14 protein-coding genes and 1 pseudogene are annotated in these 17,449 nt (G+C 59.1%); 3 read left to right on the top strand and 12 right to left on the bottom strand.

Going from position 1 to position 17,449, the window contains the following annotated elements:
- Positions 1-795: 795 nt before the first annotated feature.
- From P3T23_RS06940 to P3T23_RS06885, 12 genes are all read right to left on the bottom strand, one after another.
- Positions 796-1,269, bottom strand: a complete 474-nt coding sequence (locus P3T23_RS06940) for a hypothetical protein (protein ID WP_429315449.1) — start codon at positions 1,267-1,269, stop codon at positions 796-798.
- A gap of 413 nt (positions 1,270-1,682) precedes the next feature.
- Positions 1,683-1,943, bottom strand: coding sequence for a hypothetical protein (locus tag P3T23_RS06935; protein ID WP_429315448.1), 261 nt, complete (start codon positions 1,941-1,943; stop codon positions 1,683-1,685).
- A gap of 68 nt (positions 1,944-2,011) precedes the next feature.
- Entirely contained in the window at positions 2,012-2,980 is a 969-nt protein-coding gene (locus P3T23_RS06930) for an NAD-dependent epimerase/dehydratase family protein (protein ID WP_429315447.1), read from the bottom strand.
- Positions 2,980-3,897, bottom strand: coding sequence for a polysaccharide deacetylase family protein (locus P3T23_RS06925; RefSeq protein WP_429315446.1), 918 nt, complete (start codon positions 3,895-3,897; stop codon positions 2,980-2,982). Before P3T23_RS06925 ends, P3T23_RS06930 begins: the two co-directional genes overlap by 1 nt.
- Positions 3,898-3,932: 35 nt before the next feature.
- Positions 3,933-4,676: an SDR family NAD(P)-dependent oxidoreductase gene (locus tag P3T23_RS06920; RefSeq protein ID WP_429315445.1), complete on the bottom strand. Its 744-nt coding sequence runs from the start codon at positions 4,674-4,676 to the stop codon at positions 3,933-3,935.
- 148 nt (positions 4,677-4,824) lie between these two features.
- Complete coding sequence (locus P3T23_RS06915; protein WP_429315444.1) at positions 4,825-5,814, bottom strand: acetamidase/formamidase family protein; 990 nt, start codon at positions 5,812-5,814, stop codon at positions 4,825-4,827.
- Between the two features lie 89 nt (positions 5,815-5,903).
- Positions 5,904-6,920 carry an alpha/beta fold hydrolase gene (locus P3T23_RS06910; protein ID WP_429315443.1) on the bottom strand — a complete coding sequence of 339 codons (1,017 nt, stop codon included), beginning with the start codon at positions 6,918-6,920 and terminating at the stop codon, positions 5,904-5,906.
- 13 nt (positions 6,921-6,933) lie between these two features.
- The gene (locus tag P3T23_RS06905) at positions 6,934-8,637 is read right to left on the bottom strand and encodes an amino acid ABC transporter permease/ATP-binding protein (RefSeq protein ID WP_429315442.1); all 1,704 of its coding nucleotides are present in this window, start codon (positions 8,635-8,637) and stop codon (positions 6,934-6,936) included.
- A 59-nt stretch (positions 8,638-8,696) separates the two neighbouring features.
- Positions 8,697-9,554: an ABC transporter substrate-binding protein gene (locus P3T23_RS06900; protein WP_429315441.1), complete on the bottom strand. Its 858-nt coding sequence runs from the start codon at positions 9,552-9,554 to the stop codon at positions 8,697-8,699.
- A 70-nt stretch (positions 9,555-9,624) separates the two neighbouring features.
- On the bottom strand, positions 9,625-10,527 hold the full coding sequence (locus P3T23_RS06895) for a polysaccharide deacetylase family protein (protein ID WP_429315440.1): 903 nt from the start codon (positions 10,525-10,527) through the stop codon (positions 9,625-9,627).
- A gap of 139 nt (positions 10,528-10,666) precedes the next feature.
- On the bottom strand, positions 10,667-13,042 hold the full coding sequence (locus tag P3T23_RS06890; protein ID WP_429315439.1) for an acetamidase/formamidase family protein: 2,376 nt from the start codon (positions 13,040-13,042) through the stop codon (positions 10,667-10,669).
- Positions 13,043-13,217: 175 nt separating this feature from the next.
- Complete coding sequence (locus tag P3T23_RS06885; RefSeq protein WP_429315438.1) at positions 13,218-14,249, bottom strand: acetamidase/formamidase family protein; 1,032 nt, start codon at positions 14,247-14,249, stop codon at positions 13,218-13,220.
- Positions 14,250-14,829: 580 nt separating this feature from the next.
- On the opposite strand from P3T23_RS06885, the gene P3T23_RS06880 reads away from it, so the two are divergent.
- The 3 genes and pseudogenes from P3T23_RS06880 (at position 14,830) to P3T23_RS06870 (ending at position 17,142) form a co-directional block, all read left to right on the top strand.
- A complete protein-coding gene (locus P3T23_RS06880) occupies positions 14,830-16,227 on the top strand; it encodes an acetamidase/formamidase family protein (RefSeq protein WP_429315437.1) in 1,398 nt (465 codons plus the stop codon).
- Positions 16,212-16,350 (top strand): annotated as a pseudogene (locus P3T23_RS06875) (DDE-type integrase/transposase/recombinase); the annotation flags it as partial. The gene P3T23_RS06880 and the pseudogene P3T23_RS06875, both read left to right, overlap by 16 nt.
- 42 nt (positions 16,351-16,392) lie before the next feature.
- On the top strand, positions 16,393-17,142 hold the full coding sequence (locus P3T23_RS06870; protein WP_429315436.1) for an SDR family NAD(P)-dependent oxidoreductase: 750 nt from the start codon (positions 16,393-16,395) through the stop codon (positions 17,140-17,142).
- Positions 17,143-17,449 lie beyond the last annotated feature (307 nt).

Genomic DNA, 17,449 nt, shown 5'->3' with positions numbered 1-17,449 from the left:
GGCCGCGTCGGTGCGCGGCCCAGCCACACGGCGCGCCACGGCAAGACGCCGGTGCGCGGCAGTTGCGCAACAGATCGGCGATCACACATTCCGCGCGACCGGCATCACCACCTATCTGAAAAACGGCGCCATGCTCCAGAACGCACGGCGATGGCCAATCATGCTTCGACGCGCTCCACGCAGCTGTACGGCCGGCGACGAGATTACATCAGCCTGAACGAGGTTGAGCGAATCCGCCTGTAGGGCCGTAGACATCGCAAATGCCGGTGGGTTCTGAATCGCGTGCGTACTGGAGCCACGTCACCATACTCGTCTCGCACGCATGGATGCCGTAGATGCCGGCGATGGTGAACCTTTCATTGCCTGGTCGACTCCAAAAATAGTGGCGTGGCGTCGACAAATGTTTGCAGGAGACGATCATTGGTCATTTCGCGCAACGTTCTCGTGGCATCTTCGGTTTGGCTGCTTTACTGTGCGGTGATGCCAGCTACGGTGGCAACCACAAACGCAGCCGAGTCCAGCCTTGACTCGATCCGACTCGTCGGCACGGGGTACAACGTGGGGAAGATCGGCAAAGCGATCCTGGTGCCGGAGGGCGACAAGACTGATGTCCACCTTATGCTTAGCGGCGTGCCAAGTGGCACTACCCTGCCAATCCATCTTTACCCGTACATTTACGAAGGGACATGCCGCAACCACAAATTGAAGGCGCGCTATGCGCTGACCGATCATGTGCTGGCTCGATCAATCATTGGGCCACAGGCGATTGGCGCGTTCCGTGGACCAGTTCAGCTATCACAAAGCATACCCGTGGCTTTCGAAACGTTTCGCGCAACCCAATATGCGATTAGCGTCCGAACCAGTCCGGCGGATGGCAATCGGGAAATCTTTTGTGGCGATAACACAAACCTGAGCCAATGAAGAGAGTGAGTGGCCGGATGCGACATCCCCTTCAACCAGGTCAGCCACAAAGGCGGCGCTATTCCGTCGCGGCCGGGCCATCGCCTGTGCATCGCGCTGGGTCAGCACCACGCCAGCACACGAGTTGAGAATCCGCCACTCGGGCAATACGGCCCAGTTGGCAAGTCGAACTGCGACGCTCATCGAAAGTCGCTTTCCGGCCATGAACCGGCATTCGCCCGCACCGTCGCTCGGACATTCAGGCGTCGGCTCAACCCCGTAACCGGCCATCCGATAGTCAAAGACGAACGCTACTTCATCGGCCAATTCTGCCGTTCGGACCGGCACCAGTGCAACGGCTGCTTCCATGGTCCAACCGCCGTTCATCCGGGTGAGTCGGTCGGCAAGTCAACGGCCAAGCCAACCGTAGGCGTTCAGGTAAATGTGGTCGCCCCGAGTGTTTCCGGCATTCTTTCGAATGAATACCGTGAACTCAGTCGGTTCATTGAACTGGACTGCCGTATGAACCCGTGGGCGTAATTCGCGAGTCGGCACCTGCTGCTGCGCTTCGAGCGGCTGAGCCACCTGCACTACGCGCTCAAAAACGTTGCCTATACGATGATCAATCTGCGGCATTACTGCCAAAGCTGATCACACCTCGAGACCTGTGCTTCATCGCCGGCGCCGCGCACCGCGATCCCGCTCGTCCGCGCCATTCATGCATCTGCGCATAACAGAACATATCATCGCTTCGTACACTGTTCAGCACTCCATTCCACACGTCATTCGATATCCTCAATACGTGACACCATGATTTCGACCGAAACCCGAAACCAGTTGCAGGCGACCCCGCAGGCCAGCAAGTAGACAACCGGCAGTCTCAGGAGATTTTCTTCACATAATAGAATTTTTCCATTCAACAGGGCTTGACTTTCAATACCCCATAGAAGAGCGATTTCGTCTTTTTCATGGCGGCATCTTACTTGACCGCTTTGACAACGCGACAATGCCGTGCGAAGGGCTGGATTGGATGTGAGTCCCAACGGATATCACCTGCACAAACACAGCGCTGCGCAGGACGAGTTGACAATACCCTTCCGCTTTCCAGGCGCTAACTGTCGCCGCGGTGGTGCCAATACCGGTTGAGTCCTTCGACGATGTCGACCTTCGCGACAAAGCCGAAGTCCCGTTGCGCGGCGTCGATACATAATGGACCGATCCGCCCGTCGCTGAACTGCTCGGCGGTATCGATCCGATATTTCACCCGTGAGTCGATCGCCGCGGCCAGCGCGGCGACGGCCGCTTCCGATACGATCCGGTTCGTCGCAATGTTGTAGGCGAACTGCGGCAGCCGTGGCGTGGTGAGCACAGCGATGATCGCGTCGACGCAATCGTCGACATAGACCAGCTGTCGCGGATTGGTTGACGCGGCGCTGACTACCGCCGGCTGGCCGGTAAGCGTCGACGCGTATAACGCACCCACGACACACTTCGTGCGTCGGCCCGGACCATAGATCGACCCAAAGCGCAGCGCGACAACGTCGAGCGTCGAACAGGCACGATATGAGCGGGCGATCAATTCCGACGCGATCTTGCTTGTGCCGTAGGGATCGACCGCCAGCAATGCTGCGGATTCATTGATTGCCACGATGGCCGGATGGTCGCCATAGACGGCGATCGACGACGCGTGAACGAAGCGCTGCACATGATGGCGAGACGCGCAGTCAAGCATATTCAACGTGCCAACTACGTTTACGCGGTGAACCAGTGCCGGATCGTCACGTGCGAGCATCGGCCCCGAAATGCCGCCGCAATGAACCACTGCCGTAATCTTCTCGTCTTCGAACAGCGCCTTTATCATCGCGCGATCGGACAGGTCGGCAACCACCCTGTGATCGGCGTGCGGACCGCTCGAGTCGGACAGCGCGAACGCGCGATCCAGCGCAATGACGCGCCCATACGCCGAGCGTAGCTGCTCGCAGACAAGCCGGCCGACAAAGCCGTTCGCACCCGTGACAAGCACGGTTTGGTAGTCTTGTGCGTCGGGTAAATGGGCCCGGGAGCCGTTGCCGCTGCTCATTACCAGAAACCCGCCATATCGGTCGGCGCGAAGTTTTTGCGCCAGTGGTGCGCGATCTGCGCGCCGGTGCAGAACCAGACGCCACGGTGCGCGCGCGCGTGGCGCAGGAAATCGACCAGACCCTTGATGCGCGCCGGACGGCCGATGAGCCGGTCATGCAGACCGATCGACATCATCGTCGGCCGATGACCGCCCTCCGCATACAACGTGTCGAAACAGTCCGTCATGTATTCGGAGAAATGCCGCGCTACGCTGAAGCCTGAATTTTCGTTAAAGCGGTTGTCGTTCGTTTCGAACGAATACGGGATGATCAAATGCGGTTTCCCGGCGGCTACCGTCCAGTACGGCAGTTCGTCGTTGAGTTCATCGCGGTCGTACAGGATGCGTCCCGTCGAAGCGATCAGCTCGCGCGTATGGACGCTCGGCCGACCGGTCATCCATCCGAGCGACGTCATGCCGAACTGCGATGCAAACCACTGAACGGCCGCATCAACGTGCTTGCGCTCCTTGTCCAAGGGCATCACCTGGTAGTCCAGCCACCGGTATCCATGGCAAACCAGCTCGTGTCCGTCCCGCACGAATGCGCGGGCTGCTTCCGGGTTGCGTTCCAGTGCGGCGACGACACCCAGGATGCTCGCCTTCACGCCGAAAGATCGCAGGACGCGCAGGATTCGCCACACGCCTGCGCGCGAGCCGTATTCAAATACGGATTCGGCCAGCGGGCTACGCAATCCCGCATAGGCGGGCATTCCGATATCGTTCAGCATGCCCTCTGACGTATCGTCGCCGTTGTCGAGTGAACGCTCGCCGCCGCCCTCGAAGTTGAGATTCAGGTTAATCGCAATGCGTGCGCCGTCCGGCCATGAGGGATCGGGCGGCGTTTCGCCATTACCGATGAAATTGCGCGCTCTGTTCATGCTTGCCCCTTTGCAGGTGTTGGCCCGATGGCCGTTCAGCAGCCAGGAATCAGCTCGCCACCGGTCAGGTTGAGTACACAACCGGTCATGTAACTCGATCGATGCGAAGCGAGAAAGCCAGCCATATGCGATACGTCAAGCGGATCGCCATGCCGGCCAAGCGGTATGCGTGCGAGCCGTTCGGCGCTCGTTTCCAGCAGCTCGGTATGGATGCCACCTGGCGCGATACAGTTGACGGTGATGCTCCATGGCGCCAGCTCGCGTGCCCATGACTTCGTAAGCCCGAGAATGGCCGCTTTTGTCGCGGCATAGACGCTTGCGCTCTCCTGACCGGTCAACGCCCAGTTCGACGACGTGTTAATGATCCGGCCTGCACGTCGCTGCTTCATTGCCGGCAATACCGCTTGCAATGCGACGACGAAACTGTAGACGTTCACCCGGAACACGGCGTCGAGCTCGTCGACTGTCAGCGATTCGATCGGGCCGTTCGCAGCAATCCCGACGTTGTTCACAAGGACGTCAATCGGTCCGGCCTCGGCCGCTGCCGTGTCTATTTCCCGGCGAAACCGTGCCGAGTCCCGGACATCGCATACGATGCCGAACGCACGGCCGCCTGCGTTGCGTACGGCGTCGACCGTCGTCCGGACTTTTGCGGCGTCGACGTCGTGGACGATCACCGCCGCGCCGAGCGTCGGCAAATGCAGCGCATGCGAGCGGCCGATCCCAGATCCGGCGCCGGTGATCAGCACCACTTGCCGCTCGAGTTCTCGATCATTCAATCGGTACCTCCTGATACAACGTAAGGGTTACCCGCGAGCCGACCAGACCAAGGTTGTACATCATCGCGTCGGCGGGGTTCACTTCAAAATCGGCACTGTCGCTGGCGACATACGGTGGCGTTTGCCAGTCCGCATGCACGATAGCCAGCTATGCATCCGGCGACTGAGGCTTCAACGCCAGAAACGGTTTCGACAGATGGGGTGTGAGCAGCGAATGCTCGACCATTGCATGAACACCCTTTTCTCCGTCAACCATCTGCGTAATCCGCAGGTCGCACGCCATGCTGCAGAATGCATACGCAAACGCATGCGGCCAGCCAGTGGCCCTGCCGATTAGCTGAATCATTTCCCGCAATGCCTTGCGCGCGGCTTCGTCGAGGTCCTCGTCGAAACCCATCGTAATGACGTGCCGCTGAGTGATCGCGAACGGCAGCAATGCCTCGATTCCGGGATGGACCGTCAGGCGGAAAACGCCGGTCAAAGACGTTTCGAGCGCGCTTAGATCAACCTCGCCGTCTCCCTGTACGGCGTGCCCGTCGCCGACGGAAAAGAGGGCGCCAGGCACATGGACCGGAAAGTAGACGATCGCGCCTACACCCAATTCCTTGTTGTCGATGTTCCCGCCATGCTCGCGCGGTTCGATCGAGCTGATCGCGCCGTACGCTGGCGGCGGGGCGACGCCCATGATCCCGAAGAACGGCCGAAGCGGAATTCGCGGCCCGAAAGGCAGCGTCGCCACGTTGCGCGACCGGTCAATCGGCACGTGGAGTAACTGCGTGATCGGAAAGTCGTCGGGCAGGGTGCCCCGCAACGGGCGAATAGCGTTCCAGCCCCAGTCCTGCCGAAGTTCGATGTCGACTACCCGCACTTCCAGCAGATCGCCGGGCTGGGCACCGTCTACGGCGATCGGACCCGTCACAATATGTGGCCCCAGTTTCGGCGTGCAATCACGATGAATCGCCTGATGCTCCGGTAGCATCTCAAACTGCAATCCGACCAGGTCGCGAGGCTGCCCGTTGACTGTTTCAATTCGGACTTCGTCGCCGGATCGAATCGTCAGTACCGGCACGAGCGCCGAATCAAAGAAACCCCAGTGCACCGTATCAGGCGACGACGTCAATAGATGTGATTCGCTCATGCACGCTCCTGAAATAAAATCCAACATCTAACTCGGGCCACGCGCAAGCAATCTGGCGCAAGCAGCTCCGAGCGCAAAAAGCCCAATCACTACATCGCCAAAATCTCCCTCACCGCACTATCGATGAACTTGACATCGACAGCATTGGCCGCAGGCCCGCCCGCAAAATGCCCCCAAACCGACTCGATAGGCCGCAACTGTGCATTGGACATCTTCGAAACCTCATACGCACTATCTTCCGGCGGAAAATACAGATCCGTGCGCCCGGGCATCACAATAGCCTTTGCAGTGATCCTGCCCAACGCCCGATCGAAATCTCCCTTATAAAGGGAATTCGCGGAAATATCGCCGTACTGCCAGCTCCACATCATCGACAAGATATTGTTCGCATCCTTCTTCAAGAAATCGCCCTCCCAGAACTGGGTAATAAAGTCCTCGAGAGAACCATATCCCATCGATTCCATGTCGAGCCGTTGACGCAGAAACGCCTGCGAAAATCCCCACCCGGCAAACACACGCGCAGCAGCGCGCATTCCACGCGTCGGCGGTGCATCGTAGAAACCGTCTTTGAACCCTGGGTCCAACAGCAATGGCGCCTTAAGCCCTTCGATAAACACAAAGTTGTGCCGCGAGCATCGCGCCGCCCCGCAAAACGGCAAAATGCGCTCGACCATATCCGGATACATCGCGGCCCAATGGAACGCCTGCATCGCGCCCATCGACCAGCCGGTGACGAGCCTGAGCGACTCGATGCCAAATTTTTCGGTTACGAGGCGATATTGCATCGCGACATTGTCGTAGAGCGTCACATGCGGAAAGCGGCCACGATCATAAGGCGGCGGATTGTTGCTCGGCGAACTCGATACGCCGTTGCCAAACATATTCGGCACAATGATGAAGTACTCCCGCGGATCAAGCCCCATGTGCTCGCCAATCAGCCACTCATTGTCGACATGGCTGCCGCTATAAAACGTCGGATAGACAATCGCGTTGTCGCGCGCTGCATTCAGCCGGCCATACGTCTTGTAGCTGAGCAGCATGTCAGGCAGCGTCGCGCCGGACTGCAGCACGACGCGGCCAAGATTGAAAGTTTCGAAGTCCGTCATTTGAGCCTCATATTTAACTGGCGACGACGTTAAGGAATTTTCGGGTGCGCTCGTGTGTCGGGTTGTCGATGACCTGCTGCGGCGTCCCCAGCTCGATCACTTCGCCACCATCCATGAAGACGACGCGGTCGGCGACCTCGCGGGCAAAGCGGATTTCGTGCGTGACCACGACCATCGTCATGCCGGCATCGGCTAGCCCGCGCATCACGCCAAGCACTTCGCCGACGAGTTCTGGATCGAGCGCCGAAGTCGGTTCGTCGAAGAGCATCAACTTGGGCTTGATCGCGAGCGCACGCGCAATCGCCACCCGCTGCTGCTGCCCGCCCGATAACCGATGCGGCAGAAAATCCTCATGCGCGGCCAGGCCCACACTCTTCAACAGCTCGCGCCCGAGCGCTTCCGCTTCTGCGCGCGGCACGTCATAGACCTGCCGCTGTGCTTCAACGATATTGTCCAGCGCACTCAAATGACTGAAGAGATTGAAATGCTGGAACACCATGCCCACGCGCGCTTCGGCGCGTGCACGTGCGAGGTTGTGCAGGGGCCGCACCGTGCCGCCGCCACCCGGTACTTCGCGATAACCCACATACTGCGAATCGACCTTGATCGTTCCCCAGTCAAGTGGTTCGAGATGGTTGATTAGCTTGAGCAGCGTGCTTTTACCGGAACCGCTCGGGCCGAGAATGACGACCACCTCCCCATGCGCGATCGACAGGTTGACGCCGCGCAAAATCTCGCGCTTGCCATACGATTTCCAGACGTTCCTGCACGCGACAAACGGTTCATTGCGATGCCGCGGCGTACGACTTTCGGCAGGCAGCAGCGTACCGATCCATGCGTGATCGTTCGCGTCTGGCTCGTTGACGGTGACAGGTAGAACAACCGGCGTGCCCACCGGTTTGACATCACTCGTCGATGCGCGCAGTCCGAACCAAGAGAACGTGATCTTCCGGTCACGCTCGTGATCGAAGAAGCGCTCGAGCCTCACCTGAATCAGCGAGATCCCGCTCGTCAGGAACAGATAAATCACCGCCGCCGCACCGAACACGGTAAAGAACTTAAAGTTCTGCCCAACGACCTGTTGCGAGCGAAACGTCAGCTCGTTGACGAAGATCACCGACGCGATCGACGTGAGCTTCAACATGCCGATGGTGTCGTTGGCGAGACCCGGGATCACCGCGCGCATCGATTGCGGCAGGATAATGCGGCGTAACGTCAGCAACGGTCCCATGCCGAGTGCGGCGGCCGCGGTCGATTGCGAGCGGTTTACCGACAAGATCCCAGCACGAAACAGTTCAGCGCTGAACGCCGCCTCGTTTAATGCAAAGCCGATAACCGCAGTCGTGATTTCATCAAAACGCAAACCGATCAGCGGTAACGCGTCGAAGATGAACACGAGTTGCAGCAGTTGCGGTGTGCCGCGCACGAACCAGATATAACCCCACGCCGCTGAGTTCAAGGCCTTGAACCGCGACAGCCGCATTAACGCCAGACCGAGCCCGAGCACCAGCCCGATTGACATCGCTATCAGCGTGATCTTCACCGCGATCCACGCGCCGCCGAGCAGGAAAGGCGAGCCGACATAACCGACCAGCTCCTTGAAACCATCGAGCACCTGAACGCCATCGAGACCGGCGGCCATCGCCGGGTGCAAGGCGAGCATGGCAAGCATGCCGAGCACGCCGACAATTCTGTGTTTGATACGCAATGCATTCATTTCCGAACCTGATCGATGACGCTACCGGCACACCACAGGGTGTGCCGCGCAGGCAGCCATTATTGAGTAAGCAGTGTGGTCGGCGTTTCCAGCGACGGATCGACGTTGTACTGCAGGAAAGTCTTCTTCTGCGTCTGATTGGCCTGCATGATCTTGAGTCCATCGGATACGGCGGCGATCACATCGGTGTTGCCTTTTTTTACGCCCACGCCGATGCTATTGCCGCTCTTCACCATGAAGCCGCGCATGTAGAGCTGTGGCCCCTGTTTCGCGAGACCATCGACGAGCGCCAGGTCGGTCATAAACACATCGGCGCGATGACTTGCGACGAGGCGCGCGCCTGACGCCATATCGGCGGACGGCATGATGGTTACATCAGGCTTCTTCTCTGCTTTGCATTTGGCGGCCTGCGTTTGTTCCATCGTCAGTTCGACAGTGCCGACGCCTGCCGTGACCGTGAGGCCGCAGAGCTTGGAGATGTCATCGATCTTTTTGGGGTTGCCGGCTGCAACCAGACCGCCCGTGCCGGCCTGCATATAGGTGACGAAGCTCGTCTCCTTCGCGCGTTCCGGCGTGTAGTACAGCAAGTCCCACATCACATCGATCTGTCCGGCGCGCAGTGCGGGCAGCAAGCCCGACCAGCCGGCGGGGAAGAATTCCGTCTTCACGCCCGCGCAGGCGAACACGGCGCGGGCCATGTCGGCATCGGCGCCGATGATCTTGTTGAAATCCTTGCTGTCACGAAACGCATACGGCGGCGACTCCGGGTCCACGCCGATCTTGATGGTCTTGCCCGCAAGCGATGGATATTTCTGGGCCACCTTGGACGGTTCGCACGATTGCGCTGACGCGCCTTGTGCGAGGAGGAGGCCGGTGACTGCGCATAACAGCAGCTTGATTGCCTTTGACATGAACATGGCGAATCCTATTGAGGTTGAACGAAATAGAAGCGGAAGAGGCGTTACGGCGAAGTGAGAATGAAGTGATCTAACGGCCGAGGAAGTCCATGTGGCTTGCAATCGAACCCGGCGTAGTGATGCAGATCCGGCCTTCGTCGCGCGCGCGGGCAATATGCTCGAGCGCCCGCCGCAAGTGACACAAACGATGCGGCTGTCCCATCAGGTACGCATGCAATGCAATGCCCATCACCAGCGGCTCTCGCGCGGACTGCCGCAGCATTTCCTCGAAGTGATCAATCACCAGATCGGCGAACGACTTCGCGTCCATTTGGCGCGCAAGGATCATCGGGATATCGTTGACTTCTTCCGGATACGGAATCGCCCACAGCGGCTGACCGTTTCGCGTAAGCAGGCGCGTGGGCTGATCGTCGTGACACCAGTTGAGCGTGTACTGGTAACCCGCTTCGACCACCAGATCGCTGGTGACATGACTCTCCGAGAGCCAAGGCGATAACCAGCCCGCTGGCTGCTGCGCGCTCTCCGCCGCGATCCGCTCGCGACATGCCACGATCAGCGCGCGTTCGTCGTCTTCAGTCAGCGTTCCTTGTCGTTCCGAATTCGTATGGCCGTGCGCGACGAGCTCATCGCCACGCTGAGCGAACGCGGCGACCAATTCAGGGCAGTGATCGTAGAGCGCCGTGTTGATGATGGCCGCGGCCGGCAGCGCGAGTTCATCGAAGAGACCGAGACAGCGCCATGCGCCCACGCGCAATGCGTACTCACGCCACGCGTGATTTAGCACATCGGGTTCGGGCATCACCGGACCGATAGTCGGCCCAAGTCCTTCGCCGAACGCAAAGTGCTCGATGTTGAAGCCGATATAGACCGCTAGCCGGGAACCGTCAGGCCAGCGATAAACAGGGCGGCCGTTGATCGGCGAATATTGAAAGCGCCCGTGGCCGGGCAGCACGCGATGTGCGGGAGAATCCATGGTCCAGTGAGTCCTGTCGAACGGCGCGTACGCCTGTGTTCACGTCAGAACTCATGGTAGGGAAGCCAAAATAGCCGCATCGAGCTTGCTGCGAACAAACTCTTGTACGCATGCGCATTGAAGGTCACCACTCGCTACTTCACGCGGTGAAGAGCGACTTCCGGATGATCGCGTGCACCCCCCAGTTGCCGTCTACTACCTGCGTCACGCCGAAGTCGACTGCGACCGAGATCAGCGAGATTGCCTCATCTTCGGAAAGGCCCTTGGTCGTCATCAGGAAGCGCCGTGTTTTGATGAACGCGTCGCGCATCGCGAGATCGAGGGTCGATTTTTCATACACGGCGCTTTGCGCGCTTGTGCCGAACTCGGCCAGATAGTTCGGATAGCTGAAGCCGTGAAGTACCCATTCGTCGGCGGTTTCGACTAGTGGATAGGTGAGGTCCGCAAACGCCTGGCCGCCAAGCGTCTCTTTCTTGTGAACCACAAGCTGAAAGTCGCCGGTGAGCGAACACTCGATCGCGGTGCCGCACAGTTCTGAGTCTCCTTGCGATGCATGCGGGTCGCCAATGGAGAGCAGAGCGCCGGGCACCCCGACTGGCAAGAACACGCTCGTTCCGCGCGTTACGCGCCAGTTGTCGAGATTTCCGCCGAAGGTCGACGGCGGAATCGAATCGATCAGACCATCCTGCTGCGGCGCGACGGTGACCACGCCGAAGTGCGGACGCACCGGGATTTTTACGTTCTTCAGGATGTCGTGATTCTCGACGACCGTTGAATGATCGACTGGCACGCCGGGATAATCGATCGTCGGATGCACCACGCCAAAGGGATCGCGCTGAGGTGTCCAGCGGAAGTTATAGACGGCGCGCGCGCAGGCGGTTTCGCCAGCGGTGGCGTCGGCATCAAGTTCATAGATGGTGACGACCTCGCGCGGTTTCGGCTCGGTCAATAACTCGCGATAGTGGAAGCCCCACCACGCAGCGGCATTGCTGCCGAACGCGCGGCCGGCGAATTTCGGATTGGCGCAACGGCGCGGGTGAATGTCGAGGATGCGCACTTCCAGCACGTCGCCGCGTTCCGCGCCGCGCACGGCAATCGGCCCAGTGCAGATATGCACGCCGAATCCCTCTCCTGCGCCACGTCCATAGATGGACGCGTCCATGGGGCCCGCGCCGCGGCGGTTGACATTCTTGCGGTTGGCGGTCCAGTGGAACACGCTTTCGGCGCCAGGATCGCCCTGCACCATGCGCTCCCAGTCATCCGCCGCGTGTTGCGTGAGTGTTTCGATAGTCACCGTGTCGCCGGTGTTCACTTCGAGCACGGGCTTGAGATCGTGGCTGAAGTAGCCCCAGTGAATCGTGTTGGCCGTCGCGCGCAACAGATGATGACGCGGCTTGCCGGACTCGCGCGGCGGTGGTGCCGAAGGCGCTTCAGGCTGCTCTGCATAGCCGGTCTCGTCAGCAACTTCATGAACCGCGTCCTGCTCGGCGAGCTGTGCATGCACGAGCAAACTCCCGGCATTGAGAGGCAAGCCGCGCGAGATTCGCCGCACGAGATGGCGGGCTAATTCAAGACCCGCTTCATGCCGGAAAGTGCGCGGCGACGCGCCATATTGCTCGCGAAACGCGCGGCTGAAATACGCGGGATCGTTGAAACCCCAGCGGAAGCAGACATCGGCAATCGAAACCTTTTCATACAGCGGATTGACCAGATCCGCGCGGCAGCGCTCCAGCCTGCGTGAGCGCAAGTACGTCGAGAAATTCTGTCCAACCGCTTCAAACAGCTTCTGCAGATAACGCGGCGAGACGCGTTCTTCTTCCGCTATCGATGTCAGCCCGAGATCGGGGTCGGCGAGATTGCCTTCGATGGTTCGACATACGCGCGAAAAGAGCGCGGCCTGAGATGGCGTGAGGCCGCTGAAGCTGCCTTCCTTGTCGTGACCGGCGAGACTCGCGACCAGGAACTCCGCGAGCGCGAGTTCGAGGGGACGCAGCTCATCGAGTGACAACGTCTCCACGCTTTCAGCAATCGAGCGCAGAAAGCCGGAGAACACGTGACCGATACCGGCTTCGCCCGGCAAACGCCCGGCACGCAACGAGAACGGCGTAAGAAGGCGTGCGTTGATGGCAGAGCGGGGCACGCGGATCACGAATGCGCGGAAGTCGGACGTGAACGACAGGCGCGCTTCCTCGCGCGACGAAGCATAAACAATATCGCCGGTAGCAACCCGCGCGCGCACGCCGTCGGCGACGAGCGTCACGCCGCCGTCGAGATGCAGCATGATCACGAGACTGTCGGCGCCGTCGACCTTGAGCTCGATGGTTTGCGCGAACGCGGCCAGCGCGATCAGCTCAAAACCGTTGCTCGACTTGCGCGACTTGATGGTTCCATGCAAGTGGCGTGCGGCTGCCTGAGGCGCGCCGCAGCGCAGGCCAAGCCGTTCGAGCGCCTCATTCCACGCTCGCAGGCGATCTACTTCGGCGTACGACTCGGTGGTGAAATGCATTAAGTCCAACCCAGGCTCCCGGACCCTGACGAACGTCAGTCGAGTGAGTCAAACGCAATGTCCGTGCCATCGATAACAACGCCGTTAGCGCTGCTGCGCTGCGCTACGACGGTGCGTGGACGCACCGCTACCGCGCTGCACTACAACTGTGCGTAGACGTGCCGTTGTAGTGCGCGCGCACAACTCACGCGCGAGGCTTTTTCTTCGGAGGAAAAATACTGCGGGGGATCTTGCAGTGAATGCCCTGACGGCCATCAACGACTTGGGTCACGGAGAAATCCGCGGCGACGCTCATTAGCGAATACGCGTCGTCGCGCGACAGGCCTTGCTGCTCAGTGAGCAGCAACAACATATCGCGTGAAGCGTTCTTCGTCGCGATGTCGAGGTCTTCATCGAAGCCATGGACGATCCAGTAGTCCGGCGTTTCCAGCAGCGGCGAGGGAAATGTGAAGTCGCGCCGCAGCACGATCTGGAACATCACATTGAGCGACGCCTCGATCGCGGTGCCGCTGATCTCGCCATCGCCTTGCGATACATGCGGGTCGCCGATCGAGAACAACCCGCCGTCCACGGCGACCGGGTAATACATGGTGGAGCCAGCGCCGATGCGCCAGTTATCGATATTGCCGCCATGCGCGCCCGGCGGCACGGTACTCACGCGGCCCGCCACATCAGGCGCGACGCCTGCTGTGCCCAGGTGAGGGCGCACCGGCACGCGAATGCCTTCGAGCGCGAGTTCGCGGCAGCAGTCGCGAATCTCCGAGCGCTTGCCCGGCACGAGATATTTGCCGGGATAGTCATACGCATACAGCGCGTGAGCCGTGTTCGATGCCTGATCGAGTTCGTAGATAGTGACGCGTTCCTTCTCGAAGTCGGTGAACAGATGACCCCAGTGCGCCGCGAGATTCGAGCCATAGTTGAAGCGCGGAATCATTTGCAGATAACGCACCTCAAGCAGGTCGCCGGGCTTCGCGTCCTTCACGAAGATCGGTCCCGTCATCAGATGCACGCCGGGTTGGCGATCGGATTCGGGAATCGTGTCATAGAGCGCGCGCACCTTGTCATCCATCATGAGCTCGGGGGCGTCGCCTGCATGATGTGTGATCGCTTCGGCGCGAACGAAGTCGCCGCTCTCGACGATCAGTGCGGGCGCTAGCGCCGCGTCAAAATATCCCCAGTGAACATTTTTCTGGATGGCAGGCAGGTCGTGCAGCATGCTTTCTAAAGCTCCGTAAGAGTGTGCGATCGGTGCAACGCGACCGATGACAGATCGTACGAGCGACAGAATAGATACACTTGGGTGACTGCGTACAAAAGCTTGTGCGTGGGCGAATCTCAGTGCAGCGTCACTCAGCTTATGTACCGACTCGGATTGTCTGGACGGTGCGGTCAACGTGCTGGTCGAAATGTGGCCGAACGCGTAATACTTACGGATAGAAAACTTAAGCGGCAAGTCGCTCCAGCATCGGAACGCACGTCACGCTTTCCCACGTGCCGAAGGCTTGGGCGCGTGATGCCAGACTGCCAACAAGTTGAGAACACCGTTCGAACAAGAGTTTGTTCGTCTCAATACAACTGCCTTTATTTTTGGGTTCGTACATTGGTGTCGGCCTACATCAATCATCTAGCCTCCTTCGGCCCCCTCACTCGCCCGGGAAACCTTGGCCTTCGGCTAACCATTCCTTCCCCTTGCCGGGCGGGTAGTAACAACGCAACTAGGCAGCAACGGAAAATTTACGATGGGTCATCATTGCACGACGGGTTGCAGCCACCATTCACACAATGCAAATCCGGAAATGAAAGAGGAGTTCGAGGAGGCGCGGCGCGGCGTCATGACGGATTTCGCGGTTGGCGATGCTGACGTATCGGCCGGATCGCTCGGCATCACGTCGAACGCGTCGGCTCAGAGTGTTAACGCCATCCCGGGTACGGACCGAGGCTCCAGTAAGACTAGCCATTACTACGTCACGGCGAGCGACAAGACAGTGCATTGGGGATTTTTCAGCCGTTCATTAGCTGCCCTGATCGAAGTGGAATCAGGTGACATTGTCACCATCGAGACGCTGACCCACCAGGCAAATGACGATGCCGAACGCATGGTTCGCGGAGATCCCGGCGCCGAAAGTGTATTTTACTGGGATGCGAAGAAGAAGAACGTGGATCGTCGCGGTATCGGTCCGATGGACAGTAAGGTAGGCGCCGGCGGCGGTCTCGGCGCTCATATCTGCACGGGGCCGGTGGCGATCAAGGGCGCCGAGCCAGGCGATATACTCGAAGTGCGTATTCTGGACGTCATGCCGCGCCCGAGTGGCAATCCGCAATATAAGGGGAAAACCTTCGGCAGCAATGCAGCGGGGTGGTGGGGGTTTCACTATGGTGACACGTTGGAAGAACCGAAAAAGCGGGAGGTGGTCACCATCTTCGAGTTGGACGCAACCGGCGAACGCAACTGGGCGCGGGCTCTCTATAACTTTCGCTGGACGCCGCAGACGGACCCGTTCGGCGTGAAGCATTCGATTATGGACTATCCCGGGGTCCCGGTCGATCATGCGACGATCAAGAAAAACCACCATGTACTAAAAGACATCCGGGTGCCGATCCGTCCACACTTCGGCGTCATGGGTGTCGCGCCGGCGGAAGCGGATCTCGTCAACTCTGTTCCACCGAGTTATACCGGCGGCAACATCGACAATTGGCGTATCGGTAAGGGCGCCTCAATCTTCTATCCGGTAGCGGTGCCGGGTGCGTTGTTTTCAGTCGGCGATCCGCATGCTTCGCAAGGCGATGCCGAACTTTGCGGCACGGCGATCGAATGTTCACTCACGGGCATTTTCCAGCTTATTTTGCACAAGAAGGCCTCGTTGCCCGGAACCCCTCTCGCCGATCTCCATTATCCGCTTCTTGAGACGCAGGATGAGTGGCTGGTACATGGCTTCAGCTATGCCAATTACCTGGGAGAACTGGGCCCAGATGCGCAGAGTGCAATCTTTGAGAAGTCTTCGGTCGACCTTGCGATGCGTGACGCCTATCACAAGATGCGGCACTTCCTGATGACGACCCAGAACTTAAGCGAAGACGAAGCGATCGCGCTCATGTCGGTGGCGGCGGATTTCGGCATAACGCAAGTCGTAAACGGAAATTGGGGCGTGCACGCCATTATCAGGAAGAGCATTTTCCCCGGCCGAGGGGGCTGAAGCGCTGGAGAATGGAGGAGACCTACATCCGGGTCAATGGTGAACGAAGGTATCTCTCTCGGCCAGTCGACGAGGACGGCGACACCATGGATTCTGTTGCGTGCGCATCGGGACAAGGTTGCAAAGAGCGCTGTTATTCCACAAAGCGAGTGAATGGAGAGTCATATGTCTAATCGACTTCAGGGAAAGCGAATCATCATCACTGGGGCTGTAAGTAACATCGGCAAGGAAGCGGCGAAGAGCTTCGTCGATGAAGGGGCGAAAGTCGTCATTGGGGACATTAACGAAGAAGCTGGCCAGCAGACGGCTAGGGAAATCGGGGCCCATTTCATTAAAGTCGACGTGACGCAGGAAGAAAGCGTCAGTGACTTCGTTGACAGCGCCGTAGAGGAGCTGGGCGGACTCGACGTACTCGTACAGAACGCCGGACTTCAACGCCTCGGTAAGGTGACGGATTTTGCTGCATCGGATTGGGATGCCATCTTCGCCGTAAACTCGCGGGCGCACTTCTTCGGCGCAAAGTACGCGGTTCCTCATCTGCGTAAATCGGGGCGGGGCTCAATCATTAACACCTCGTCGCTCGCAGGCAAGCGTGGAGGCCCCGGTACGACAGCTTATTCCTCATCGAAAGGCGCAGTCATCGCTTTCAGCACTGCCCTCGCGCTTGAGTTGGCTCTCGATAACATCCGTGTAAACGCGGTCTGTCCGGGTTGGGTCGATACTGCGTTTAACGAGCCAGCCATTAGTTTTATGGGCGGTCGGGCGTCGCAAGAGGAGTTCGTCAAGCGAGTCGTCCCACTGCAACGACAAGGTCAATCTTCCGAAATCGCACCTCTTTTCGTCTACCTGGCCTCGGATGAGTCGTCGTATCTCACTGCCCAGGCGATTACCATCGACGGCGGCATTTATAACTGATGCATGGCGTAATGACTGTCACAGCTGCGATGGAGCATCTAGGCTAGAAACAATAATTCGGAGCATCTTGCAAGCCGACCGGCTTCTGCATGAGTAGTGGATGCTGATCCGCGTTTGGAACGACTTTGTCAAACGATCGTGTCCTTGATCGACGTCGAGTTAGGAAACGCTAAGTGCTCGCCCACTGCAGAAGCAAGGACGAGCATTCGCCGAACAACTGCAGCTACCTCTTACTGATCGAAAATGCGTATCCGCTGAATGCGGTACCGTACGTTCGAGGTAACTGAGTGGTGAATGGCTCTTCAGC

This window comes from Paraburkholderia sp. GAS448 (genome assembly GCF_050435685.1).
GTDB lineage: Bacteria > Pseudomonadota > Gammaproteobacteria > Burkholderiales > Burkholderiaceae > Paraburkholderia.
The sequence above is the reverse complement of the archived record's forward strand: the minus strand, read 5'-3'. Positions and strand labels throughout refer to the sequence as shown.